The sequence below is a fragment of the Limnospira platensis NIES-39 genome (assembly GCF_026000695.1).
Taxonomy (GTDB): Bacteria; Cyanobacteriota; Cyanobacteriia; order Cyanobacteriales; family Microcoleaceae; genus Limnospira; species Limnospira platensis.
Window position 1 is genome coordinate 1482861 of record NZ_AP026945.1, and the last position, 25752, is coordinate 1508612.

The 25752-nt window shown below is 44.3% G+C and carries 33 protein-coding genes; 7 read left to right on the top strand and 26 right to left on the bottom strand.

Annotated elements, in window-relative coordinates; translation table 11 throughout:
- Nucleotides 1–54 precede the first annotated feature (54 nt).
- Nucleotides 55–798 (top strand): phycocyanobilin:ferredoxin oxidoreductase, encoded by a 744-nt coding sequence (locus N39L_RS07425; protein ID WP_006617272.1) that lies wholly within the window; start codon nt 55–57, stop codon nt 796–798.
- Nucleotides 799–810: 12 nt separating this feature from the next.
- On the opposite strand, the gene N39L_RS07430 is transcribed toward N39L_RS07425, so the two are convergent.
- The 4 genes from N39L_RS07430 to apcA all read right to left on the bottom strand — a co-directional run bounded on the left by N39L_RS07430 (nt 811) and on the right by apcA (nt 3602).
- Entirely contained in the window at nt 811–1671 is an 861-nt protein-coding gene (locus N39L_RS07430; protein ID WP_006617273.1) for a hypothetical protein, read from the bottom strand.
- 422 nt (nt 1672–2093) lie between these two features.
- Nucleotides 2094–2297: a phycobilisome linker polypeptide gene (locus N39L_RS07435; RefSeq protein ID WP_006617274.1), complete on the bottom strand. Its 204-nt coding sequence runs from the start codon at nt 2295–2297 to the stop codon at nt 2094–2096.
- Between the two features lie 249 nt (nt 2298–2546).
- Nucleotides 2547–3032, bottom strand: a complete 486-nt coding sequence (gene apcB / locus N39L_RS07440; protein WP_006617275.1) for an allophycocyanin subunit beta — start codon at nt 3030–3032, stop codon at nt 2547–2549.
- An 84-nt stretch (nt 3033–3116) separates the two neighbouring features.
- On the bottom strand, nt 3117–3602 hold the full coding sequence (apcA, locus tag N39L_RS07445) for an allophycocyanin subunit alpha (protein ID WP_006617276.1): 486 nt from the start codon (nt 3600–3602) through the stop codon (nt 3117–3119).
- A gap of 30 nt (nt 3603–3632) precedes the next feature.
- On the opposite strand from apcA, the gene N39L_RS07450 reads away from it, so the two are divergent.
- A complete protein-coding gene (locus N39L_RS07450) occupies nt 3633–3863 on the top strand; it encodes a hypothetical protein (protein WP_006667936.1) in 231 nt (76 codons plus the stop codon).
- Nucleotides 3864–4174: 311 nt separating this feature from the next.
- On the top strand, nt 4175–4711 hold the full coding sequence (locus tag N39L_RS07455; RefSeq protein WP_006617278.1) for a thylakoid membrane photosystem I accumulation factor: 537 nt from the start codon (nt 4175–4177) through the stop codon (nt 4709–4711).
- Nucleotides 4712–4828: 117 nt separating this feature from the next.
- On the opposite strand, the gene N39L_RS07460 is transcribed toward N39L_RS07455, so the two are convergent.
- From N39L_RS07460 to N39L_RS07520, 13 genes are all read right to left on the bottom strand, one after another.
- A complete protein-coding gene (locus N39L_RS07460) occupies nt 4829–5062 on the bottom strand; it encodes a hypothetical protein (protein WP_014274793.1) in 234 nt (77 codons plus the stop codon).
- 563 nt (nt 5063–5625) lie between these two features.
- Nucleotides 5626–5775 carry a hypothetical protein gene (locus tag N39L_RS07465; protein ID WP_014274412.1) on the bottom strand — a complete coding sequence of 50 codons (150 nt, stop codon included), beginning with the start codon at nt 5773–5775 and terminating at the stop codon, nt 5626–5628.
- Nucleotide 5776: 1 nt separating this feature from the next.
- A complete protein-coding gene (locus N39L_RS07470) occupies nt 5777–6196 on the bottom strand; it encodes a hypothetical protein (RefSeq protein ID WP_014274794.1) in 420 nt (139 codons plus the stop codon).
- Between the two features lie 3 nt (nt 6197–6199).
- Complete coding sequence (locus tag N39L_RS07475; protein WP_014274795.1) at nt 6200–6553, bottom strand: hypothetical protein; 354 nt, start codon at nt 6551–6553, stop codon at nt 6200–6202.
- A 21-nt stretch (nt 6554–6574) separates the two neighbouring features.
- Nucleotides 6575–6943: a hypothetical protein gene (locus N39L_RS07480; RefSeq protein WP_014274796.1), complete on the bottom strand. Its 369-nt coding sequence runs from the start codon at nt 6941–6943 to the stop codon at nt 6575–6577.
- 146 nt (nt 6944–7089) lie between these two features.
- Nucleotides 7090–8289, bottom strand: a complete 1200-nt coding sequence (locus N39L_RS07485) for a hypothetical protein (RefSeq protein WP_035738191.1) — start codon at nt 8287–8289, stop codon at nt 7090–7092.
- A 27-nt stretch (nt 8290–8316) separates the two neighbouring features.
- On the bottom strand, nt 8317–9291 hold the full coding sequence (locus tag N39L_RS07490; RefSeq protein WP_014274798.1) for a hypothetical protein: 975 nt from the start codon (nt 9289–9291) through the stop codon (nt 8317–8319).
- 4 nt (nt 9292–9295) lie between these two features.
- A complete protein-coding gene (locus N39L_RS07495) occupies nt 9296–9736 on the bottom strand; it encodes a hypothetical protein (protein ID WP_014274799.1) in 441 nt (146 codons plus the stop codon).
- 2 nt (nt 9737–9738) lie between these two features.
- A complete protein-coding gene (locus tag N39L_RS07500; protein ID WP_231851950.1) occupies nt 9739–10449 on the bottom strand; it encodes a hypothetical protein in 711 nt (236 codons plus the stop codon).
- A gap of 144 nt (nt 10450–10593) precedes the next feature.
- Nucleotides 10594–11583: a hypothetical protein gene (locus N39L_RS07505; RefSeq protein ID WP_014274801.1), complete on the bottom strand. Its 990-nt coding sequence runs from the start codon at nt 11581–11583 to the stop codon at nt 10594–10596.
- Nucleotides 11583–12152 (bottom strand): hypothetical protein, encoded by a 570-nt coding sequence (locus tag N39L_RS07510; protein WP_014274802.1) that lies wholly within the window; start codon nt 12150–12152, stop codon nt 11583–11585. The genes N39L_RS07505 and N39L_RS07510 overlap by 1 nt, the downstream gene beginning before the upstream one ends.
- Nucleotides 12149–13024, bottom strand: a complete 876-nt coding sequence (locus N39L_RS07515) for a hypothetical protein (RefSeq protein WP_014274803.1) — start codon at nt 13022–13024, stop codon at nt 12149–12151. The genes N39L_RS07510 and N39L_RS07515 overlap by 4 nt, the downstream gene beginning before the upstream one ends.
- A 260-nt stretch (nt 13025–13284) precedes the next feature.
- Nucleotides 13285–13539: a hypothetical protein gene (locus N39L_RS07520; protein ID WP_014274804.1), complete on the bottom strand. Its 255-nt coding sequence runs from the start codon at nt 13537–13539 to the stop codon at nt 13285–13287.
- 38 nt (nt 13540–13577) lie between these two features.
- On the opposite strand from N39L_RS07520, the gene N39L_RS07525 reads away from it, so the two are divergent.
- Nucleotides 13578–14540, top strand: coding sequence for a hypothetical protein (locus tag N39L_RS07525; protein WP_014274805.1), 963 nt, complete (start codon nt 13578–13580; stop codon nt 14538–14540).
- Nucleotides 14541–14745: 205 nt separating this feature from the next.
- Nucleotides 14746–15333, top strand: a complete 588-nt coding sequence (locus N39L_RS07530) for a tyrosine-type recombinase/integrase (RefSeq protein ID WP_014274806.1) — start codon at nt 14746–14748, stop codon at nt 15331–15333.
- Between the two features lie 277 nt (nt 15334–15610).
- Here N39L_RS07530 and N39L_RS07535 read toward each other — a convergent pair whose 3' ends face one another.
- From N39L_RS07535 to N39L_RS07550, 4 genes are all read right to left on the bottom strand, one after another.
- Complete coding sequence (locus N39L_RS07535; protein WP_231852120.1) at nt 15611–16102, bottom strand: winged helix-turn-helix domain-containing protein; 492 nt, start codon at nt 16100–16102, stop codon at nt 15611–15613.
- A gap of 53 nt (nt 16103–16155) precedes the next feature.
- Nucleotides 16156–16374, bottom strand: coding sequence for a hypothetical protein (locus N39L_RS07540; protein WP_014274808.1), 219 nt, complete (start codon nt 16372–16374; stop codon nt 16156–16158).
- Nucleotides 16375–16584, bottom strand: coding sequence for a hypothetical protein (locus N39L_RS07545; protein ID WP_014274809.1), 210 nt, complete (start codon nt 16582–16584; stop codon nt 16375–16377).
- A gap of 76 nt (nt 16585–16660) precedes the next feature.
- The gene (locus N39L_RS07550) at nt 16661–17017 is read right to left on the bottom strand and encodes a hypothetical protein (protein WP_014274810.1); all 357 of its coding nucleotides are present in this window, start codon (nt 17015–17017) and stop codon (nt 16661–16663) included.
- A gap of 250 nt (nt 17018–17267) precedes the next feature.
- Here N39L_RS07550 and N39L_RS07555 point away from each other — a divergent pair, with 250 nt between their 5' ends.
- Nucleotides 17268–17489: a hypothetical protein gene (locus N39L_RS07555; protein ID WP_126277461.1), complete on the top strand. Its 222-nt coding sequence runs from the start codon at nt 17268–17270 to the stop codon at nt 17487–17489.
- Between the two features lie 274 nt (nt 17490–17763).
- Nucleotides 17764–19044 carry an IS110 family transposase gene (locus tag N39L_RS07560; protein WP_014274811.1) on the top strand — a complete coding sequence of 427 codons (1281 nt, stop codon included), beginning with the start codon at nt 17764–17766 and terminating at the stop codon, nt 19042–19044.
- Between the two features lie 206 nt (nt 19045–19250).
- Here the strand turns inward: N39L_RS07560 and N39L_RS07565 are convergent, their stop codons facing one another.
- From N39L_RS07565 to N39L_RS07585, 5 genes are all read right to left on the bottom strand, one after another.
- Complete coding sequence (locus N39L_RS07565) at nt 19251–20192, bottom strand: alpha/beta fold hydrolase (protein ID WP_006620085.1); 942 nt, start codon at nt 20190–20192, stop codon at nt 19251–19253.
- 59 nt (nt 20193–20251) lie between these two features.
- The gene (locus N39L_RS07570; RefSeq protein ID WP_006620084.1) at nt 20252–20875 is read right to left on the bottom strand and encodes a hypothetical protein; all 624 of its coding nucleotides are present in this window, start codon (nt 20873–20875) and stop codon (nt 20252–20254) included.
- 74 nt (nt 20876–20949) lie between these two features.
- Nucleotides 20950–22083 carry a type II secretion system F family protein gene (locus tag N39L_RS07575; RefSeq protein WP_014274812.1) on the bottom strand — a complete coding sequence of 378 codons (1134 nt, stop codon included), beginning with the start codon at nt 22081–22083 and terminating at the stop codon, nt 20950–20952.
- 182 nt (nt 22084–22265) lie between these two features.
- Nucleotides 22266–23369, bottom strand: a complete 1104-nt coding sequence (locus N39L_RS07580; protein WP_006620082.1) for a type IV pilus twitching motility protein PilT — start codon at nt 23367–23369, stop codon at nt 22266–22268.
- 302 nt (nt 23370–23671) lie between these two features.
- Nucleotides 23672–25684, bottom strand: coding sequence for a GspE/PulE family protein (locus tag N39L_RS07585; protein ID WP_014274814.1), 2013 nt, complete (start codon nt 25682–25684; stop codon nt 23672–23674).
- Nucleotides 25685–25752: the final 68 nt, after the last annotated feature.

Genomic DNA, 25752 nt, shown 5'->3' on the forward strand with positions numbered 1-25752 from the left:
TAAAATATGCACAACTTGGTTTTTTGGGAACGGCTGTTTTAATTAGGTTTGAGAATGCAATCAACTTTCAACCAAAATTCTTTGCGGGAACAACAACACCCGTTAATTAGCCGATTGGCGAACAGTATTGAACGCCTATGGGGTCAGTATTTGGATCTGCAACCCTATCATCTGCCTGATGATTTAGGATACATTGAGGGGCGATTAGAAGGGGAAAGGTTGACTATTGAAAATCGCTGCTATCAAACTCCACAGTTTCGTAAGATGCACTTGGAATTGGCTAAGGTGGGTAGCGGTTTGGATATTCTCCATTGTGTGATGTTTCCCCGCAGTTCATTCGCTCTGCCTATGTTTGGTACGGATTTGGTGGGGGGACGTGGTAGAATTGGGGCGGCGATTGTGGATTTGTCGCCCCTAAGTGGCGATCGCACTTTACCGGAAAATTATCATCGGGTTTTGCAAGAATTACCCCAAAATCAGTTTTCTCAACCCCGTGATATTCCCGCCTGGGGGGATATTTTTTCGGAGTTTTGTCTATTTGTGCGTCCGGCTAACGAGCAGGAGGAGGACTTGTTTCTGAGTCGGGTTGAGACTTATATGGAACTACACTGTCAAAGTGCGATCGCTCAAACTCCGGTTTCCCCAGAACAACAAATTCAGATTATCAACGCCCAACGCCACTACTGTCAACAACAACAGCAAAACGACAAGACCAGGCGCGTCCTCGAAAAAGCCTTTGGCGAGGAATGGGCAGAACGCTATATGACCACAGTTTTATTTGATACTCCTGAAGACTGAGACCAGCCACAGTTAAGGGGTAAAATGAGTGTTACCACTCGAAGCAGTTTTACGGCGTTTAGACTTGTTGCGACTTGATGCTGGTAAAGGAGTTTTACCTTGACTTTCCGGGAGTTTCCGATTAGTACGGAACGTAACATTCATGCCTTCGTTAGATTGTTCTAACACTAATAGGGGAGTAGGTTTGGCTTTTTGGTCCCATTCAATATGGGCAATTCTCCCCTGAATTGTCGGTTGCCAATTATCATGGTCATCCGAGGGACTCAAATAGGTTTCCAAGCAGTCAATAATCTGATTAATAGTCGTTGAAGTTGCTTGCGTGGGTAATTTCATCAACCTAATTTGTATCCGAAATAATACCCGTTTTTTGCTATGTTCATGGTCTCCTGTGTCGTATTCAACATCAAAAATTGAATCAACTTGGCGGCCTTGACCAGCATTACTTTTTTCTCCCACAGCCGCCTGTGTAGGTCGCATAGCCACAGCGATTTGCTGCTTGACCTTCATCTTAATTTGAACAATGATGGCATAATGGAAAACATCCTCAGACATTCTCATCCTGAGATAATCAAGGTTAAATTCCCTGGAGTGAATTAAGTCTGGGTTTTTCTCCATTTTAGAAATAGTTGCCAAAGCCAATTTATATTTTTTATGGAGTTCTTTATTTCTAAATGTCTCCATTTTTAACTTCTTGGCAAGACCTTTGTTTTTAGAGTTATAAATGACTGAGACTACAATCAGTATTATTAGCATCAAACCCGTGGCTCCCATCCACAACATTTCTGAGGTGACTTTATTACTCAGATTAGTGGTAGGATTTTCGGAAGGAGTTTGTGCTAATATAGATTCAACGAAATTTGTACTATTATCCATCAGCAATCATCAATAAGGTTGACATACTTCCCCAGGGGAATTTTACATTTAAATATTGACTATTTAAGCCGGGGGACAGGGATTCCTCGAAGGTATTTCGGATCTAGCAGTTTCCTGGACTTGAGCGAATAAGTGACCAAACGCACCCCTTATATCTACTCGTGATAGGTGATTAGTTCTGTTGGTCAAGTGTATTTCTCTAATTATACAAGCAGAAAAGCCACTCGTGGTGGTGAGAAACGGGGCCATCAATATACAAGCCCACCTAGCCACAAGTGTCCAAAAAGATGAAGTTAAATTAATTTTTAGATATATAGCGCTGATTGCTATTGGCATATATACACCCGATCGCAATTGTAGCGAAATTGAGCGGGTGAACTAAACACGCCACACCGCCAAGGCGGTTGGCGTTTCCACTATGATCACAGCAGTCCTGTATTAGTTCCCGGCTTCCCAGTGGCTAATTCAACTTTGACAATTTTTCCACCCATTTTCATAATCCGTTGCTGTTCCCGGAACCAGTTGTCATAGGGAACCAGCTTAGTGAAATAGGTATTTTGTAACTCACGCTGAGTGCGAATCCGTGTTTGGCTGGGAACGCAAGCTGTTACTTTGAAAGATCTCATGATTATCTTGCTCCTGAGTTAAGTCAGCAATTTTGACAGTATTTGACAGTAATATTTATCAAATGACTAAAGGCCGGGAGTCATAAGCCAATACTAGCTCGCTAAAACTTATCAATGATACAGACAAGCCTTTGGCGGTCTAGCACTCACTTCAGACTTCCCTGGCCCTAAGTTTATAGGAATTGAAGAACCAAGACTGTAGTATTTCCAAAGGGGATGACTACATTCTAGCTTCCTCTGTGAGCAGTCTTAGCTCAAGCCAGAGCAGATGTAATCAAAGTAAATGCCCATTTCCTTACCAGCATCAGCACCAACTAAGCCAGCAGTAACTTCTTTCATAGCTTGGATAGCTTGAACGGTAGCGCCAATGGGTACACCCAAAGAGTTATAAGTTTCTTTCAGGCCATTGAGTACACGCTCATCCAGGATGGAAGGATCGCCAGCCAGCATAGCATAGGTAGCATAGCGGAGGTAGTAGTCCAGGTCACGGATGCAAGCAGCATAGCGACGAGTGGTGTACATATTACCACCGGGACGGGTGATATCGGAGTACAGCAGAGACTTAGCAACTGCTTCCTTAACGATGTTAGCTGCATTAGCGCTGATGGTGGTTGCTGCACGAACGCGCAGTTCACCAGTAGCGAAATAGGCTTTCAGTTTTTGGATAGCGCTAGCATCCAGGTATTTACCTTGAACGTCAGAGGAGTTGATTACGGAAGTGATTGCGTCTTGCATGATGGTTTCGTTTGCTAATGGTCGCTTGATCTAGGAATTGTTTAGATGAATCTTGGTCGATTGATAAGAGATAATCGCCAGTGCTTATGACATTGCACCAATTAGGTAGTCGAAGTAAGCACCTGCTTCGGCCGCGTCTTCTCCAGACAGCAGGGAAGTGGCTACACTCTTCATAGCCCGTACACCTTCAGCTACTGCTTCGATGGGAGTACCAAGAGATTTGTACATTTCGCGAACACCTACAACCCCGATTTCTTCAATGGGGGTAACATCGCCAGCAACAATTCCGTAGGTGATCAGACGCAGGTAGTAGTCTAGATCCCGCAGGCAGGTGGCAGTCATTTCCTCACCGTAGGCATTTCCACCGGGAGAGACTACATCAGGACGTTTTTGGAAAAGTTGGTTTCCTGCTTCCTTGATGATGCGCTCACGAGCACCTGTCATGGTTTCAGCAATCCGAACCCGGCGTTCGCCAGAGGTAACAAAGGATTTGATCCGATCTAATTCACCAGGGCTCAGATAACGCGCTTCAGCGTCTGCATTGACGATGGATTTGGTAACGATACTCATTTTCTACCACAGGGTTTAGCTAATGTGTTCATGATGAAGCCTACGACTTTCGGTCAGCCCGGTGTCGTGGCTCCTCAGCTTTGGGAAGTACCATTTAACCTGCCACAGGTGGCGGTTAGCAGGCAACTTCTCCTGAGCAGGCAACTTTTGGCTATTACCAAGATTGCCGAGTCATTTATCGATCGCGATCGGGCGTATTTGATTATACGCCGCCACGAGTTTCGGGTGTCCCTATTTGGTCCCCCAAATGAAACCTCATGACATGACTACCTCGAAATGTATTTTGAGGCATTATGTTCACATTATTAGTATATTTGTAATAGTTTTTAACATTTCATGGGGAAAAACTTAATAATTAGGGACGAGGGACTGAGGGAAATGGCCAAATTCGGCGGTGATTTTCCCGATACTGGCTGAATATTCGGGTCATAATCTTGGCGATCGCTGTTGTAAAATGTCGTTAAAAGATTGTAACAATTCCGAAAGCTAGGACTCTCAATTAACTGATGACAGTGCTGAACTCCAACCCAATAACATTCAACCTCCGACTCATACCCAGGGGCTTACTAATCATGGCCTTAGCTGCCTTGCTAACGTTAACCCTGGGAACCGGTCCAGCTTTAGCAAATATTGACGATGATAAGTTTGATGGCAACATTTTTGCGCTATATGGCGGTAATGGGTCTCTAGTGCCGCCACGAGTTGAACTGTCCCAGTCTTTGAGACTCCATAAACCAGCATTGCTAGTTTTTTTTCTGGACGACAGCCGCGACTGCAAAGTATTTTCGACAACAGTATCGCAACTGCAAGAGTATTACGGAAGGGCTGCGGACTTTATCCCAGTTAATATTGATTCAATCCCCATGGACTCGTCCCTACCTCCCACGGAACCGGGTCATTACTATCGAGGATATGTTCCCCAAACAGTGATAATTGACCAATCAGGAGATGTCGTGTTAGATGAGGTGGGGCTAGTCGCCTATGAAAAGGTAGATGATGTATTCCGGGAAGTATTCGACTTATTACCCCGTGAGAAATCTGTAGAACTGCGACGCAAACCCGTTAATGAGATTAATAGTGAAGCGTTTACCTTTGTCTTGGAATTGTAGAAGTCCAGATTGGTGTCAAGGGACTTAATGTGATCGCTTTTTTGTCCTAACTGGGAATTTGTACTTATTTTGTCCATTTTCCCAGTAGGCTGCCTTCCATTGGGTCAGTCTGATAACTCACTCCTTGCTTTCTGCCCTGGGACGGTTAATCCGGCTAGTGCGATCGCGTTTACCTCTTGTCCCTGGCTGTTCATTGCTAAGTATTTTGTAAATCAACTTCATCAATTCATTGTCTCTTGAGTTGACCTCTGCTATTAACTTTTGGTTTTGCTTCATCAAAGACCACACTAAAAATATCACTACCCCATCACTTCCTACCCGTAATAATTCTGGTAAAACATCAGTCGCCATAATCTTTATATTTTTGGTTTTGGATATTTAACGGAAAATAATCTTGATTTTTGGTTAAGTATTTTTCCATGTGGTTGATGTTTATCCATATAAGTTTATTATGGTCTTCTATTTCTCGCCTAAGCGTTGATGATATTCTGTTTAGCTCTTCTCTGTTTCTGTTGACTTGTACTCTAATTATTGTGTATTGAACTGATACATACCAGACCGTACTAATGAGTGAAAGTATCCAACTTATAATTACCGTAATTTTCTCAATTTCAATATCCACGACGGAATTAACTCCTCTGTTGATGTGGATTTTTAATCACATTTTACTTGGGTTAATTTCAAGACTTTGACCAGATAACGCAGATAGAATCCGAATTATCTGGCAGCTTTAAATTTTCGACCAACTAACTTTTGACGTTCGGGACAATTATACTATTTTCATACTTTTCAAAAAAAGCTAGAGTTCTTTCTAACCTCCTAAAAAATGTCCCGTCTAAACTTTCTATTACCGGCCCAATACTTACTGCTGAGACCACATTAATTGCTTTATTTCCTGGTTGTTGGTTGTATACTTACTGTGCTTGATATAATGCCCCTACTAAATGACAAAATTCTACGGTAGCGTCCACACTATCACCGCTTGCCCCCAATGTTTCTAGTAAGGTTTTAAACTGTGAATCATCTGGGAGATGGTCGATTAATTGATTAAGAGAGATGTCCATGTTAACTTACAAAAGCCTCAATTGTTACGTCAAACTTTAGATCCATTGTAGGATGATTTTCGATCCATGTTGCGTTTTTGAAAAAACGGCGGCGGACTCCCAACCTTCTAATCACCGAGGGGTTGTCTGTAAATTCTTGAACTGGTGGATAGTTAATCAGTTGCGGTTCTTCTGTAACGTATACAGTCCTTTGCCCTGTTATCCAGTCATAATTTCCAGAACCATTAGAATAATGCCCTCTAATAAGCAGCATTGACCTATAGCCATCATAGGGATTTTTCCACCGCCCCCAATCAGTTAAAAATCTAAACCTCAATAATGAGTATTGAGTAACTGGGGGGCTGTGAATTATCCATTCTTGAGTTGGCTGATAACTTGACGCTATCACCTCCCATGTGCCATAAGCATCCGTAAAACTCATGTTTTACTTGATAACTTGGCGGCGGTCTAAACCAGCACCTACTACTGTCCTACCATTAAGCGTTCTTCCTGTCGCTCTGTAATACGATAAAGTATCATCTATCTTGTCACCAGCGCAGAAAATTCTATAATTAATTTTTCTGCCTCCTGTGGCGCTACATCGTATATTAATCCTTACTAATTCCCCGGTTCGCATTAGTTCAGCAGTGTCATATAGTGGGGCTTTTAAATTTGCGGCTTCTGCCTCTCTAACCCCTAGAACATCAGCATTATCTGCTGTATACATTACATTACTAGCTCGAAAGACCCTAGCGGTTGCTCCTGTGCCTGTTTGACAAATTTTCGTTCTAGCTGCCATTTCAGAATCCTTTTATATTATTTAACGGTAATCAACTCGTACACGATCGCGACATGAAGTTATCACTCCCGTACCATCCCAGGGCTTGTTAGGTAGTATCTGGATGGCTTCAGTAACCTTGTCTGTAGGCACATAAATATCAGCACCATAATACTTATTGTCTTTTCGGTAGTTAATTCGCATCTTCATTAAGAAACCCTCCTGCACAGCTTTATTTGGCTTAAGCATATGTGCATTTACATTTGTTGGATCTGTGTGGGCGGTCATTCCGAGATGTGTAGCAATGCCATTGTACCGATTAGAAAGCCGGGCAGCTACTTTAATGGTTCCCGTACCCCCTGGCGAGGGTGCATCCCAGCTATAAATTGTTGAACTATTTAGAGGGGGCATAGAATACCTGCCTTGTTGCTTTAAAACTGATTACCACTACATTCATAACAGGTATTTTTAGAGCGTGGAACAGTTACGGAAACCTATAGGGTTTCCGAACATACAAGGGAGTTTGTTTGATCTAAAAAAAATATTGGGGTTGTCTTCTAATCGGGATTCCTGTATATATGCCCGTTGTAGTCACAGAGAAGGATAGGCTCGTTGAGCATCTCTAAAAACAATTTCGCCTCTCTAAAATAGACGTGCCCGACCGGACGGCGGCGGGGTGGTTTAATTTTGTTACCCAATATCGTCACTTCTGGGGGCGTGATAGGAAACGCTTGGGTTGGATTTTGGTTGCTCGATGTAAAGACCTTTGAGTTATCAAATTCTATTTCCATCACCCGACAGATTCGCTGATAAAGATTAATCCCCTCTGATGCGCTAGTTGCAAAAACAAACGACTCTAACCCTTGGCGTTTATCTCTGTAGCTAACCGATTCTCTACCCTTGTGAAGACGAAATTGTTCGGGTTGTAGAAAGTTCTGGACAATTCTCTGAGCCAAATTTCTGATGTTAGCCTTAGTTAACAAGTCGCCAGTTCCGTTCGGGTTTTCTGTTTTTCCCACCAAACGGAATCCCACTCTTGCCTCTAATTGTCGGTAGCCTTTTTCCACATCCTCGATCCGTTCCAAAAAGTACAGCACAACCTTGGGAGCGCCCCGGTAACTAATACCCGTCGAGACCGTGCTATCCATCCCCTCACTGCTACCCCCACCCTCGTAGTGGATTTGTAGGATTTGCCTAATTAGCTCCTTGTCGTTCCCCGTCAAGACAACTGATTTGTTCTGAGAGCGATCGGGAAAATATTCTATTGTGCGGTGAAGCCCAACATCTTTTGCTGTTTTTCGGGCTGAAGGTTTCCATTCAATGTAAGCCGGGCGAGAGCCTACCTCATTTCTCCATTTGCTTATTGTTTCCCCAGTGGAATTACTCACATTCGACGCGGGATAGTTAGTTCTTAATGTGGGGAGTTTTGGGTTCACTCTGTAGCGTAGTTCTGGATAACCCGCCGCCCAAACATCAAACCAATCCTCGAATTTTAGATCGCTGGCATTGAGAAGATGATCGATCATCTTCTCCATCCATCCCAGTTGTGACAACTGCAATGCCAAGGCTGACTCAGAGCCAGCCATCAGCAGTTTGTAATCTGGGTTTTTTCTGTCTGGCTGTAGTTGGTAAACGTTCCAGTTAGGTTGTAACTCTATTCGGACTCGTTCCGGGCGTTTATCCGATAGCTTCGTGATACGCCTTTGACGAGCCATCATGATGTAAGTTTGCTGGGTAAGTCTTCCAACGTCTGCCATTGACATCCCTCCTCTCAGGTGATGAATTTATACCGGTATCCACTCCTCATAAGTTCCCTGCTCTGACAACAAATCACCGAGGGTTTCAAAAAACGTAGCCGCCATTGTTTCCAACCCCTCCCATTGTTGCTCATTCACCCAATCAAAATATTCATCTTCTTTAACTTTCGCCCAAGTTTGTTCTACTTTCTCCGAAACAATAAAAGGTGATTGCCCTTCCTTGCCCCAAGTCTCTTCCTTATCCAACAACCTGGCTGCTACTTTTCTGGCGTTAATGTAAGTCATAACAAACAGTGCTTTTTTAACAACCTCTTGCACCGCATACCTCAGCGAGGATAACGCATCCACCAAAGTCTCTTTAATAGTCGGGTTAATCATACACATAGCGGCGATCGCACCTTCCCGAATCCTTAAACTTGTTGCCGCCGTACTACCCACCTTTCCCACCACTAAAGCCGCCAAAGATTTCCCGACTGTTTCCCCCAAGGGAACATATAAAGCATTAGCCGCTTGTTTTAAATCGTCCATCATTTTCTTGTCAGATGCTGCCCAATCAAAATTATAGGCTTGAGAAACCCCTTGGGTCAATTTGCTCATTACTGTAGGTATTGTTACCCCTAAAAAACCGCCAACAAAAGCCGGATGGGCTGCTACTAAACTCCCTACACCCGCACCAACAAACCCTAATGCTTGTCCGCCAACAATCAGCACAGTCCCAGCAATTAAACCACCCGCTACAATCCCGGCTATTTTAGGAACCAGAGGAGCCTCTTGTAGCCATTCTTTGAAAAAACCCCAGTTCCCTTTTTTGATGTTTTCTGCAATAGCTAAAGCTCCACCCTTGACACTACCCGCCCATTTCTTAAAATCAAAGGCTTTTAAGTTTTGAACCTGCTGGTAGAAAGTGGACGAAAAACTATTAAACCACTGGGCGGACATCGCACCGCCAGCTATAGCGGTTGAGGTCAGTTCTTTCTGGTCTATCCCTACAACATTAGACATAATCTTAACCTATATTATCAGCGTCGAATGGTAATAAGTCTTTACTTTGGCGGAACTCATTTAGGTTTTCCCTCGATGACAAATTATCGGATTTGATTGTGCGATTCATCATCAACTCAGCATTAGTCTTTAAGAGACGTGCCCGTTCCTCTCTAGTAGGAGGATTTTTGGGTTTATCTTTAAACCTCGGTTCTGTCATAGCATTATAGTAATTCATCAACCAAGAACGTTTAAACTGTTCAAAGTCGCCGCCCCCAAGGGCTGATGCTACATTTAAATATTCTAAGTGTAGCCGAAAATCCAAGACAGCGATCGCTTCCTCTATTCTGTTGTTTGTATCAGTTCTTAACCCCGCTTTTTTCTCTCTTTCAGATGGTGGCTTCTTACCACTACCCGAATCGCTTGGGGGACGATTGGAACCACGGGGGGGATTTCTTTTGGTCACGATTATGTCCTCATTTTAGCTGCCATATTCAAAATTATCTCATAAAGGTCAGTGCTTTTAAACCTAAACTCATCAACCTCTATTTCATAATCATGAATCTCTAATAAATCGGGTAACATAGCTTCTGTCGTGTCTTCATCGTTTAAATCAAGTTTAGGCTCCTGACCCTTTTTACTATCCTTACCGAATCCCTTACCAGCTCCCCAGTGTTTTTTACCAAACACATTAAACTCAATCGGTAAAGTCACCACCTTCGAGATAATAGGAATTCCCAACCCGTCCAAAATCGCCGACGTTCTGTAATATAACTTAGCTAAAGTCCGATACATTCTCGTCATTATATAAGCTAGGCGAATCTGAATATTTAACCGGTTAGCACTATCACCTTTCAACTCAATCAACAGTTCAGTCTGAGCCTTTAATATAGCCCCCAGCGAGTTAAACTTTAACTCTATAGACTGGTCGCCTTTTTGGGCTTTATTCGTATCCTGAACTTTAACAGTAACCGGAGCATCAAAACCATAATTGTCGATGGTTTTCAACAGGTCAGACATGATTTCCAGATAATCCTTATTTGCATGATTACCTTTACCTTCTGGTATCATCATATTAGACGGAACCTGGAAACTCTTGTCTAACAACTTCCTGACCCCTAGGGCTTTATGTATTTCCCGAGTCATCTTGGTCAAATCTTCACAGCATGATTGAAGCATATCACTCCTTAATATTGGTAGACTTGGCGGTGGCTCTGGTTGATAATTCTCCACCCATTTACAGGGATAAACTGGGTGATATCTGGAGTACGATCCTATTTGATGAATGTGTCTAATAATCCAGTAATGTTCATAAAGTTTCGGTTACCCTTCCGCATTTGGATTAGCAACCCAGGGAGCCGCAATAGAATCAACGGTATAATACCCGTCATGACCTAGGTTGGTAGATGTAGCAAAATAGCGTGGAGAACTCTCTTTAGCGAATTTCCCCAGTTTTGTTACTGATATTCTCTCTTTTATTGTAGTAGAAGAATGTAAGAACCCCTCTTCCTCCTGCAGTTTCCTTCTAAACGCGGTAATGGAGCCTGGATTTGTATAACCTAAATTGACTAAAGGGGCAGAAATATAAGGGGCGCTATACATTGAAATGTTCAACTCTATGTCAGATCCGAAATTTTTAAAACTTTTCCCGGCGAATGACTCAACTAAATCTGCATACTGGCTTTTTATAGGATCTGTTTGAAAAACCCGAATATGTGCCCAGTAAGCCATACAAAGCCAACCAGTATAACCTGGAGGGGGACCGGAAATGCCTAAATCAACCCTACCTGCATCGCTTTCATCTCCTTTATCTTCATCACCGCCGCCTTTATTATCGTCTGCTCCCTCATCTTTATCATCTTCACAAACATTTCTAGCAAAGGTAACCGTTTTCCCCCCAATAGTTACGCTCATCGATTGCTCGCATTCCCCAAGGTAAACCGAGACATTTGCATCGTTGATACTGTCAATTGTTCCCCCAAAACCTTTGGGGTTTCCATCTTCATCAAGGTCTACAAATCCGCGAGCCGTGCTGCCAATCTTTTCGGTTTTTATCCCTCTCCTAGTTCCACCATCCTGTAAATCCTCAGCTTCTATGCTTGCTTTGGGCAACATCGACCGGGCAAAATCAACCATTCCTCCAACGTCTATATCAATATCCCCGTCATCACGGGGAATCCTTACTCTAGCCCTGGGTTTGTCGTCTGCTTCTAATCTTTTGACCTCTCTTTCTATTACATCTACAGCTTGCCGGTAGTTGCGATTCCTAACAATGTCTTTCACCCTTCGGCTACGCTCTTCTACCTCTCTCATTACAAAGATTCCTCATCCCAATTAATAAATAATTGCCTCCATCCCTCCTCAGACAACACCCGATTATCAGTCAGCCATTCTGGTTCCATCGCCTCGATCGCTTCCAAAGAAACCGAATTAATCGTTTCCCGTTTTTTTAGCATAAAATAAGCATTAGGCAGATACGGGCTTCTCCAAGACCTTAACATGGCAGTGACTGGCAACACTTCTAAAAAATCAAAAGTTTGGCATAGATACTCAATTCTCTCTAACCATTGCTCAACAAGAAAACGATAGTCCCCCCTACTGCTTGAATCTGTTTTAGTTGTTTGTCGATCCGTTTTCGGAAATTCATTAATTGTCCTGTATTGTATGGGAACATTAGCCAAGGCTTTTAACTCTCGAATGAAAGGAAAAGCATCAGATGGAGAACCGGGAAGCAAAAAGTGGCGCTTGTATATCACCTTTTTAGCATAAAGCATTGATGATAAATTACTATCCCACAAATTAACTGCAGCCAGTTCATATTGTCCCGCTGGTAGATGACCTAAATCCTGGGGTTTTTCACTGCTATATAAAGCTGTGGTCATTGATAATAACTCTCCATAATCAGAACAGTTGTCGTTCCCTCTTTTACTTTTGCCCATATCGCGTCAGTTGGTATAAATCCGGCTACATTACCTGGATAATAAATCTGGCCGGGTGGCATTTTGAACGGATGGCTTGTCGCGTTACTCCCCAATGTTCCAAAGCCCCAAAGGAGCTCAATTTCTCCCTGATTTTGGATTTCAAAATAAGCACGGCTTAGATTAGCGGGGGCTATTAACATGGGATTAGGGCTTACAGTGACTGTATTCATCACTGTATTAGCCGGACGTTTAGCCATCAATATTAAATCTAATTCTACTCTATATTCCCCCTCAATGTAAAGAGTGTCATAGATGCGATTGCTAGTTATTGAACCGCCCCCTAATATTCCATCGCCATAATCCTTAAAACTTACACCCAACCGGTCAAATCTACCAAATATTTTAACCTCGTTTGCTGTTAAGTAAGGATTAATTAGAGGAACATAAAACCGCCTTCCTCGATTTTGAATGATAGGACAAGCTGCCTCAATCCATGGACCTGTGGCGCTTTTCCTTCTAAGCAATTGCAGCCCAAATTTAGGATGGTTACTCTCTAATTTCATTAATTTAGCTGCTCTTTCTGCCGCCGAATCCTCTGGGTAAAATTCAGGATAAGGAGACCGGGGAAAACTTGGACACCAAACTGAGGCGGTGAGACTTTCTAGGAAAACATTAGCACGCCATAGCCATCTAGGGTCAATATTGGCAGATATTGAATTAACGGCACTAGAAACAGCCCCAAGTGTTAATGGGTCATTAACATAATTACTGGCATTACTTTGATTAATTTCAAATGAAAATGTGTCGGTTTCTGAACAGCGATTTTCTGCCATAGTTTAAGGTGTCAATAAGTATGGTTGTGCGGTTGAAGTCATACCATTAGTGTAGTCAATGATTACGGGATAGTCTGTTAAAGTGATGGTGCATATTAATGGATAAGTTCCATTTCCCCTAACGTTAGGTCGGATAGAAAAATCACAATGTTGTTTGGCGGGTTCGGGGTTTAGCTCGAAACTAAATTCTGCTATGTGTTGATGTACAACTAAATGCAGTAAAGCACTAGCTAAATTGGTTTGGTTAAAGGGGTAACTGCCTATACCGGGTTCAAAGGCATCAACAACGGCTCTTGGACTTTAATCGCGCCACCTTCTATATAAGTTTCTAGCTCGTCAATATCCAGGTTGACAACAGAATCCTCTTCATTGAGAGTTAAATCCATAACGTCTTTTCCTGTGAAGTTAATCGTCAGGTTTTTTTGCCTTTGTAGCAATCGCCGCCCCATAGCTAAGGTTAAGGCTTCTAATGTGGTTTCGGAAAAATCAGGATAGACTCCCGGAGTGATGTTCATGTGAGACAATAGAAGTGGTTATTTTTATTCTACGATAAATGCCGATTCGATTGGCAATGCGTCCTACCGGTGGCGGGGGCGGCGGCGCTTATTATCGCCATATTAAGTCAGGTTATTTTCAACTCACCGCAGGGGAAGAGATTGAAATAGTCCCCGCCACGCCATTATTAGTCCGTCGGGAAATCACCATCCAAGCCGACAATCCTTTTTCTATTCGGTGGGTAGGGTCTGATTTATCCTTACCTGTTTTTGAAAATGGCTTCTACTCCGATGGGAGTGATGGGGGGATTGGTGTTTTAGCAAGCAGCCCCACAACTCAGATTCTCTCTATCTGGGTGCGCCAAGATACGGAAATTGACTACAACATAGGAAGCGAAATCGAGGACGATATGCCTATCCCAGATTTATCAATTAGACCGTTTATTTCCTTAGATTCCAATATAAACAAACTTCCATCGTTTATAAGTTCTGATTCTCAAGTTAATTATGATGACGTAGATACTTATAATAGGTTCTGGGGAACGTGGACTACAACAGAGGGAGCAGTTAGAGCCTGGCAATTTGATGCTTTTTTGCCCGGTAAACAATATGTTTTTAATATTACCCATAATCTTTATGCCTACATTGGGAATGACGGAATTTCTACGTCTGTTATCAAGGAAGGAACTAATATCGAGATTTTACTATGTCCTCGTGAAACCATGTGGATGGCAATATCTCAAGTTGCATTGTTTTCTAATGTTTTGAGTTCACATATTGACATAGATAATCTTGAAAAATGGATAACAAATCGATGCTCTGTTATTACAGTTCCTGACACAGGGGGAGCTTTTAATCTGACTCCTACTCTGTCTCGCTATATTTTGCTGTTTAAAGCTGAAGGTTCTTTTTTAGCTCCCGGATTAGGACTTTGCCGTTGCAGTTACACGCCCAACAGCACAGACCCAAAACAAGGGGGAGAATTTGAGATAACGCAGTTTTTACCATGGGAGGATTGGTAAATTCACAAAAATAGGGGAGAGTATTACCGGTTAGTAAACAAATATAGAGAAGGCTGATCCGATCGCTCGCCGCCAAACTTTCCCCCAAGTCGGCGCGAAAACTAATATTCTCCCCGCCCGAACCCTACAATAGTCATATAGGTAAGCCGATCGCTTTACCTCGTCGGCTAGGCAACTGGGGGAAATTCCCTACAGACACGAATTCATGAAAAAAAACCGCATTGGTAAAGCATCAATCATTCCTGATGCGATCGCCGACAAGATAATCAAACGCTGTAAATATCCCTGGCAGCAAACTTTACTTGCCATCTTGATGTACACCGGTGAACGAGTAGGAGCGGTGAGGTTACTACGAGTCCCTGATGTTTATGTTTCCCCAGCTTCCCACATTGTCCTGCCAGAAATAACTTTTCGGTCTGAAACTAGAAAGCGATCGGGCGGGAAAGATGGGGGAGTCCGCCAAGTTCCCATCTCCCAAAAACTTAGAGAGATTCTTGGAACCTACCGCATCGGTGGCGGCGATTTTCTATTTCCCAGCCCATCTGATATATCCAAGCCCGTGACAGTTCAAGCGTTCGACTCTTTTCACCGGAAAGCGATCGCTCAACTGGGTTTACAAAATGAGGGTTACTCGCTTCACAGTTACCGCCGCACTTTCATTACCAAACTTTATAACAAGGGAGTCAATACCAGAACCATCATGGCTATCACAGGTCACAAATCTATGGCATCTTTGCAGCGCTACATTGATGCTGATCCTCAAAAAATCCGAGACGCGATCGATGAAATCTAAGGCAGTCGATGACTTAAGGTTGCCAGACATCAGAGGAAAGTGGGTGCTACTAGCCAAACACAGATCGAGAAGTAACTGCCCTAGATTCCGCCAATTTTAGCACTAAACCGGGCTGCTTGGTATTTTGTCTAAAACATCAAAGACTCTTACACACAGCCAACGGCGCTAACCATTTTACAGTAGCAAATAGCGCTGTTTAGGGTTGAAAAATGCTCATTGATTTTTCTGTGAAATCATAAAATTTTTCGGGGGAGTAAAGTCTCCCCCTGTGGAAAATTTAGGAGTTGCTATCTGGGGATTTCCAACCACCCGATTTAAGTGCGGGAAGTTTTTCTAGGATAGTTTCGAGAGACAAGCCGGACTCGATCCACTGTTCTACTTGGTTGGCGATCGCTTTAGCTTTTTCCGATAGATGGGGGCCGGCAAGGTAACAAACCTGCTTTTTTCCCCTATATAGGTAAGCATATTTATTCCCGTTGGTGTCTTGGGCGGTTGACTTAGCTTTCCAGCGAACAGTTAGGCGATCGCTCTGAAAAGTGTTCACCGGGGATAAATTTTCGTCACCCAGGGTGACGGCTATCCATCCCAAATACTTAACCTTACCTTTCTCGCGTAACCTTTCCAGAGACTTGACTACACGAGACACCGGGATATCAGTGGATTGGGCGAGTTGTTTGTGGTCTTGATTGGGACAGTCCCTAAGATGTTTCAAGACAGCCATATCATCCCAAAAAGGATCGAATGGTTCTACACTTTCAGAATCCGTCACCCAGGGTGACGGAATTGAGAGGGAAAGCTGCCCCGGTGACTTAGATTTTCCCTTCATCGGCCTGACCCCCTATCATCATCTTCCCCAGGTATCGTTCGACTATTTATAGCCAAAAGTATCGATTGTGAGTTTTTGGCTATGCTGCGAACCAAGAAAAGCCTCGCTAGAAAGGGACGGTTTTCATGAATTAGGGCGATCGCCACATCAACATGACGGGCGACTTGACAGAAGGCTGCATAATTCCTCCCGATAAGTTCTCGTAGTTCCAGCACTTAGGACTGAAGTTCCAGCACTTTGGACTGAAGTTCCAGCACTTCCGGGGGAACGCTTGGGGTTGTGTCGGTCGGGTTATGAGCGATCGCGCGTAACGGCGCGTTTAAATTTTTAACTTTTGCGTCACCCAGGGTGACGGAATCGGTGACTTTATTAGCGATCGCCTTTTCACCGGTGACAGTTTGAGGGTTAGAAAGATGTTGTGCCATGGATTGTCTATTTGTTGAGGGTTTAACTGCGTGCCAAAATAGAAAGCACCCCCCGTGGGCACGAGGGGCGCTCAATTTATTTAGAGACCTGTTGGAGAATCTCCTGTCGGATGTTCTCCATTTGTTTTTTCATTTGAGATTGATAGTCTCGGTTTGCTTGCAGTCTTTGCTCTAATCGAGCCTCATGGCTTTTGACATACTCATGGAAACCAGCAAACAACTCCTCCAACAGGTCTAGAATTTTCCCGCCTGTTCCGGGGACACTTTCCCCGCTTGACTGGAAATTATCCCCCTGGCAATCTGTTCCACCAATTCGGACCGATTCAGATTTAGCTCCATAGCCATCTGATCCAGTAGCCCGACAGCTGTTTCCGTTAACGTCATCGAGACTGACTTCTTGTTTTCCCCGTACAGTGTGCTGCGGGTTTTCCATTATTCGAGCGCGATAGGTAAAAAGCCGGATGTTGAGAGCGGGGAAGCTGGTAGATTTATGCGATCGCCTTGGGGTTGGTCAGGCGATCGCAAAAGCACACCCTATATATAGGTAAAAAGCCTATGGTCAAACCAAAAGCCGAGGCCGCCAATTCGCCTAGCGGGTTTCACCGCTTGGACAAAAAACATCAGCGGATTTTCCTGGTCACTTGTTTGGCGAGGATGAAAATTCTCTTTGCGCGTGGGTCGATTTGACACGAGAGGCAGTCTCTTTCTCGAACTGTTTAATTAAAGCCAAAATGGAAATTGATAACACCATTACTCACCTAAGAGTTATCGATTTTATCTCTAATGATGAACGATTCCAAGATGTGCATAATTATGCAATGCAGCTTGAAATGTATCACAATCAAATTTATGCAGACTTGGAATATACACTATCAGCTTTAGAAAATCTAGATTTCACCGCCTGATGAGTCCTAGCCGGTAAAGGACGAAACTTTCCCCTCACACCTGGGGGGAAGTCGCGGATAACCGGGTGATTCCCACCGCATTGATAACTAGCCCCCCCGAATTGAAATGGGAGGTTTCCCTCCCCAACCTGTTACTGGGGGCAGAAGTCAATAATTGCTTCTAGCCGGGTTCCAACCCCGGCTAGATTCTAGGGAGATTTGTTCCCCCAGATAGAATGGGCGAGAGCCGTAACAGCTTCGTGGGAACGATTAACCACAACACTAGAGGTTAAAAATGAATAGTTTAATTGTAGGCCTTGATGTTAGCTCATCGTGGTGCGATGCCGTGTGGCTAGAATTTATGCCAGCGGGTGCGTTGCGGGATTTTTACGAGTCTCCCGCATTTGCTGAGTGCCACCGAAAGCTAGAAGCAAATGCAAAGTCTATCCAGTTTCTTGTGTCTTTGGAGCCGTCTGTGGTGATATTAGAGCCGACCCGAACTTATAGCAGATTCTGGATTGACTGCTTACATCGGGAGGGAATCCCTGTGCTGAAAGTAGATCAGACGATGATTAAGGACACTCGGAAAAGCTATGGGGGAACGTCTAACAAGTCTGACCCCTACGATGCTTTGCTCATGGTTGCCACATACTTCCAGCATTACCAAATTGCCTACGATCGCAGGTATTGGGTAAGGGAGCGGCCGCCAGAAGTAGCGAAAATTGAACAATGCCTAAGAGATATTGGGTCATTCAACAAGCCCCGCACCCAAACGATAAACCAAGCCAAGTCTCGACTGGTCTATGAGTTTCCAGCCAAAGCAAAAGTTAGAGTTAAAAAAGAATCTGGGAAATTAGACCCGGACAAACTGCCGGCGTGGTGGGGTTGGGCTTGTGGCTGGACTTCCCAAGGTAGTTGGGAAATTCCCAAAGGGATTAAAACCAAGTTTGACAATGAATACGCGAAGGCGATCGCGGCGGGGGAAGGCACGGGGATTAGTGAAGTAACAGCGCGACTAGCCCAACAGATTTGTATGTGGCATCAGTCAGAGGCAATGGTAGAGCAAGAGCTACTAAGCTATCTGAACCTACCAGAGTTTGATTGCTACCATCGGGTGTTTGACAAGTTTGGTTTTGGCTGCCGGGAACGAGGCTGGCTACTTACTCGGTGCGTTCCGTTTGATGAGATGTTTAAATGCCTTCCCAAGTCTAAGGCTATGAGACGATTTCGACAGCTTTGTGGTTTGGGGGCTACTCAAGTGCAATCTGGAAAGGCTGATACTCGTAGTAGTTTTACGGGAAGTAAAGAGACGCGATCGACCTTGCATCAGTTTGTTGTCCGGGCAATCGAGAGGGGGACTCATCGCGAACAGAAACCGGGTGGGGGTGCGATCGCGACAACCCCCTACGATTGCCTACCAAAATCTCCAGAGGCTCATTCGCTTAGAGTTTATTGGGTAACTAGAGCATACCACAAAGGGAACAAAGTGTCTGGGGCTGCGCTCAAGGCTGCCAGGAATGCCACATCCAGGAAACTAGCTGAGACGCTTTTTAAGGCTCTCTGGGATATGCGGTAATAATCCCCATAGAATTAGCTTAATTGCCCTGTACCCCGATCCAATTCCCTAGGTCGGGGTTTTTATTGGTGAAAGTTTGGGAATAAGATAGAAAATGCAGCCCGAAATATAGAAATGGTCGGCATGGGGCATCGGCACGACCTTAAATGGACACAGAGGGAAGATAAGACTGGCTTGCAAGCACATCGAGCGCGAAGTGTCAAGAATCACCGTAGCTTCAGCCCGGTGAGTATGTCAACTAAAACCCAATTTTGAATTAGGTTGTTGACCTGTTCGGGTATTTCATCATGGGGACAGTGACCAGCATTTAAAAAATATTCCGTCAGTTGGGGGTAATATTCACGAAAGCGATCGCTTCTCGCGCGACAGTTCATCCAAGGATCTCCTTCTCCCCATAACATCAACAGTGGACAGCGAAGACGCGATAATAAAACATCTACCGGATCTCCCTGACGACTCTTAAACACCGATGCAAATACCTTAGCCGCGCCGGGAGTGCAGGAAGGACGATATATTTCCTCCACCAGGCGATCGGTAACAGCACTTTGATCCAAATAAACTTTTTGCAGAGTTTTCCGAATTACTGAACGTCGCCTAGTCCATTGGAAAACCAAAAAAGTCGTCCAGTCCTGAATTAGGAGCGATCGCATCATTCTCGAGGTCTTTTGTTTCCAGGTAGGCGGTTCTATCTTAGTCTGAGTATCCGAAAACGGACCCGCACTATTCAATAAAATCAACCCCGCCACCCCATCAGGATAATCCGCCGCCACGCACAGACTAGCATAACCCCCCAACGAATTACCCGCCAAAACCGTTGGCCGTCCGATCACCTCGGTCATAAAATCATGAAGCTGATCGCGCCACAACTGTCCAGTATATTCCCAATCAGGTTTAGCCGATCGCCCAAACCCTAACAAATCAATAGCCCACACATCAAACTCAGAACTTAATCCCTCAATATTCTTGCGCCAGTGGTCTGTCGATGCACCGAACCCATGCACCAACAATAAAGAGGGGCGTTGGTCAACCTTTGTCGTTGCCACATCCTCACCCGCTGAACCTCCTCTGACATAATAAATCAATTGATCGCGCCACTTCCAATAAGTCCCCTCATAGGAGTTCGAGTCAGTTACTAAAGTAGTTTGCATTTTACTGAAATTCGTTGATTTTATTGGATGTTATACAGCAAAGATTGATTAATAACCACTTATTGATTCTCTCCAGGTAATCCACGCCAAGGCTGGTATTCTTCCAAATCAATCTCATCAAGAGTTGGTCCCTCTGAAGGATCAACCGTCATATTTGGATGTTGCACCACACAAGCAAGATGAGCCCCTTGTAAACCCCGTTTAATCCGTTCTGGAGTTTCTGCAAACAGCACAAATAGGGGGTAAATATTTTCAGCCTCTTGGGAATACAAATAACTGTAATGATGAGGCATCACCCATTCATAGCCACTATCCAAGTAAACCTGAGTTAATCTCCACCGCCTCAGTAAATCCGAAAGATCTTCGTGGGGTTTATGAATAAAAATCAATATTTCCGAGCCGACTTTAACCTTCCATTCTGGATCGCACATCAACACCGCAATATCACAGGGAAGACAAACAGCTTGATTTGGGCTAATAGTAATATGATTATGCCCCGCATAGGAAACACCATTGCGTAACCTGACAATAGGTAGCGGCAGAGTGATCAAACTTTCTTCCGGGCGGCGCAGACTGGGAATCATTTCCCAATAAGGTCGATGCTGTTGCAAAAGATTAATCATTGTATTTGCATAGCTGTATTCAGACAGCAAAGTTTCATAATGGGATTGTTGAACTGGCATTTTTTAAAAACCTGGTAACATCTTTTCCGACCACAGGAGAAATTAATTTCCCCGGCGATTTGGTGTCGTAGCACTTATAAACTCTCAAACACCTTAAACATTGGCAGATACATCGACAGCAGTACAGAAGCCACAATACCCCCTACTACTACAATCATTAAAGGTTCTAGCGCACTGGTTAGAGATTTTACCGCCTCCTCAACTTCCGTTTCATAGAAAGCCCCTACTTTCATTAACATTTTATCAAGTTCCCCAGATTCTTCTCCGATCGCAATCATTTGAATTGCCAAACCTGGGAACACATTTTCTTCCTGTAAAGCCAGACTGATTAATCCCCCCTGTTGAATCTCATTTCTGGCATACTCAATGGCATTAGCGATCGCCTGATTACCAGCTACATCGCGGACAATTTCCATAGAGTTCATAATCGGCACACCCGAACGAGTCAGACTACCAAAAATAATACAGAAACGCGCCACCGCTGACTTTTCCAGAATCGCACCAAACAGAGGCAGTTTCAAGTAAATCTTATCAAAAAATAACCGCCCAGAGTCAGTTTTATAAGCCACCGTATAGGCAAAATAAATACCAATCAATCCTCCAATTACTATAGCTTGGGGAATAGGTGGCCAAGTCGTACAAAAAGCACTAATTTTGAGCATCATCACCGTAAACAGAGGTAACTCCACCCCAATTTGCTCAAAAATACCCGAAAAGGTAGGCAGCAAAAATGTAGCCATACCAAAAAACACAGCTATCGCAATAAACAATACTGTTTTCGGATAAGAAGTTGCCGACTTAATCTCACTCTGAGTTTTATGGTTTTTTTCCATCATCACCGCCAGACGTTCTAGAGTTTCATCCAAAACCCCCCCAGTTTCTCCCGCCCACACCATACTCACAAAAAGCTGGTCAAACACATCAGGAAACTTCCTCATTGACAATGATAATTCCTCCCCCTCCTCCACATCAGCACGCAGAGTATTAATAGCCCTTTTTAGCTTGGCATTTTCACACTGTTCTCCCAACACACTTAAACAGCGAGCCATCGAGATACCCGCATTAAACATAGCAGCAAACTGACGGGCAAATATCGCCAGATCCTTAACCGTAATCGATGCCATCGCTACATTAAGGTCTTCCTCTAATTTCTTGAAGTCAAAGCCTTGTTTTCGAGAGTGGCTTTTGACCATCTTATTAGTTGTCATATCTCACCTCTACTGATATAGATATAATTGTCTACTTGTAATTCTCCCATAGCACACCACATTCGCAACTATAGCAATCCGAAAAAAGGTAGTGAACCACCCCACTTGTATGAGAGAGTACAAGCAGGGGGAGCTGAAAAACTTTCCCTTGTGAGGATGCTTACCTACCTAATTTTGTGGGATTATGCTTTCACCTTCTGACTCTTACCAGCCTTAGGCTGAGGACCAATGAGCCGTTCAAGTTCATCAGGTTTAGAACTCTTACTCATAGCAGCTTCCCAAGTAACCTTACCCTCTTGATAAAGTTGTGCTAAAGACATTTCCATAGTCCGCATTCCCAATTTAGCCCCCATTTGGATCTGGGAGTAAATTTGAGAAGTTTTTCCTTCCCGAATCAAGTTACCCATAGCCGGAGTATTAAGCATAATCTCCATAGCCGCACAACGACCGCCGCCAATTCGCGGTACCAGGTTTTGACTACAAACCCCCACCAGAGAACCCGACATTTGCGCCCGCACCTGGGGTTGTTGAATAGGGGGGAATACATCCAGCATCCGGTCTACTGTTGCCGAAGCCGAGTTAGTGTGCAAGGTTCCAAATACTAAGTGACCCGTTTCTGCCGCCGATATTGCCAGACCAATAGTTTCCAAATCCCGCATTTCCCCCACCAGAATAATATCTGGGTCTTCACGCAAAGCCGCTTTTAGAGCATTAGCAAAACTCTTGGTATCCTCACCCTTTTGGCGTTGGTGAAACAAACTCTTAACATTAGGGAAAACATACTCAATGGGATCTTCCACAGTCAGGATATGTTCTGAGCGTGTACGGTTGATCAAGTCAAGTAAAGCCGCCATTGTGGTAGTTTTACCCGAACCGGTCTGTCCCGTCACCAGAACCATACCACGAGGTCTTTCCGTCAAATCTCGCAGGATTTGGGGAACCCCCAACTTATCAGCATTGGGAATTTGGGAAGCCAAAGCTCGCATACAAGCGGCCCAGCAACCCCGTTCCCGATAGACATTGACCCGGAACCGAGCCAGTCCCTTAACCCCATAGGCGCAGTCTAGTTCCCAGTTTTGCTCCAACTGCTTACGCTGCATATTATTGAGCATCTGGAAAATCAAAACCTGCACCTCTTCAGCAGATAGAGTTTCTCCAAATTGGGGTTGTGGAGTCAGTTTACCGCTGACGCGGTAAAAGATAGGCGCTCCTGCTTGAATGTGAATATCTGAGCCTCCTTGTTCAACCAAAGACTCCAGAACATCCTCAATCATCAAACCACGCATAGATAAACCTCCAATGGAATTTTGGTTGTTAGTTGAAATCGATCGCTTAGGATGATCCCAATATACCCAAGGGGTAACATAGCCAGAATTTTTCTCTAATCCTTAGCCACCTCCTTATATTGTGAATGATTTTTTGTGGGATTCATCAAATCCTCTCCGAGAAACCCCCATATCGGTACAGGTGGGGGAGGGATAGGAGCCCTGGTTGAGTAGGGTTTGATGCCCCCAAAACCAGCAAGCCAGTATTTCTCGCGCTTCACGAGACTTTCGTGGTGAACTACGAAAAGACCATCAAAGGCTCCCTACATCGCAAACCGAGGAGTCAAACAATAGGGACAGTCCAACCATTCCGGCTTTAATTCCGCCCCACATCCTTTACAGGTCAAACCCTGCTTTCGTTTAGCCTTCAACTCTGATTCCAGAGCCGAATCTGTAAAGGTCACCCGTTCGACCTCCTCAAAAGTTGTATGGCCTTCACGCACCAACTGCAAACTGTAGGCTAAGAGAGTTTTCATCCCTTCCTCAACAGCAGCCTCCTTAATTTGTTCAGTGGGCGCTCCCTTAGTAATCAGAATTTGCATCCGCTCCGTTACTTTAAGGAATTCATAAACCCCAACCCGGCCCTTATAGCCTAGACCACCACATTTTTTACATAACTCGCCGCGATCGCCGAGTTCCCGGCGTTGATCTGCTGGAACAGTATTTGCCTTATAGAAAGTAATACCCACCTCCCCAGAAGCAGAAAGACCATAACGACCCAATTCTTGGGGAGTAGGGGTATAGGGTATACGACATTCAGTGCATACCCGCCGCATCAAACGTTGAGCCAGGATACCCAACAGAGCCGCAGAGACCATGAATGGTTCAACTCCCATCTCATCCAAACGAGCGATCGCCCCCGCCGCGTCATTAGTGTGAAGAGTAGTTAATACCAAGTGTCCAGTCAGAGCCGCTTCAATAGAAGTTTTTGCAGTTTCCAAATCCCGCGTTTCCCCCACCAGCAAAACATCAGGGTCTTGTCGCAAGAATGCCCGCAGGATATTAGCAAAAGTCAAATTTTTCTCTCGAATCACCTGACATTGGGTAATACCAGGTAAAGCATACTCAATGGGGTCTTCCGCCGTACTAATATTAATACCCGGATCATTGCGCTCTGCCAAAACCGAATACAAAGACGTAGATTTACCAGAACCCGTAGGTCCTGTTACCAAAATCAACCCAAAAGGACGACTAGCAGTTTCCCGGACCATTTCCAAAGTTTCCTGGTCCGAGATCAACTTATCCAAACCCAATTGAGTCGAAGAACTATCAAGAATCCGCAGAACAATCTTTTCCCCATAGCGACTCGGCAGGCTATTGACCCGAAAATCCACCGTCCGGCCCTGATAAATCCGACGAATCCGACCATCCTGAGCTTGGCGACGTTCAGCAATATCAAGATCCGCAATAATTTTAAAGCGGGAGGTAATAGCAGAAACCACCTTTTTCGGGAAAGTAAAATACTCCTGCAAAACCCCATCTTTACGCATCCGAATCCGCATATCATGCTCTTGAGGTTCCACATGGATATCGGAAACCCCCTCCGACAGAGCTCTAGCCAGAATCACATTCACAGCCTTAATAACTGGTGCAGTTTCCGCCTCTTGTAGTTGTGCATCGAGGTTCATGTCCCCCATGTCCTCGGAGGCTTCTACCAGTTCTACATCCTCAAACTCACCCTCACCAAACTGGAGTTTTCTTTCCTCTTCCCGAGCCGCTTCTACTTGCTTGCGCTTAACTTCCTCCTCACCGTAGGCTGTGATCAGTTTGTCATAATCTTCTTGAGTAATCACCCGTCGCTCTAGCTTAAACCCTTTGGGACGCAGGATTTGGTTTCTCAACTCATCCAAAGCACTCAGGTTATCTGGATCGACCATTGCCATCATCACGCTAGGAGTTGGCTCCGACTCGATGATTTTCCAAGGCACAAAACGATGTCGTTTGCAGGTCTCAATAGAAGTTTCCAGCTTTTTGATGATTTCTTCTAGTTCAGCCACCGAAATCTGATCTATTTCTAGGTCAAAGGCCTCAACCCCATAGACAATTTTTAACTCAAATAGCTGTTGTTTTTTATAGTGACGGGCTAATTCCGGGGGTAGAGGTTGACCGGTAATCGATTCGAGAACCTCCGTTAGAGGTTTTCCGCCACGAGAGTCCTGAATAGCCTGCTGTAGTCGCTCAGGGTCAATATACCCTGACTGAATCAATTTATTACCAAAGGGAGTTGCACTTTGAGCAACAAGAGCAGTTCGCCGGGGGGATGATGTATTGGTCATAGCTGCAGTCAAGTCCTTATGTCTAGGCTTCCCCAAAAAGTTGGGAAAGTTTCTTGGGTGAGTATGGA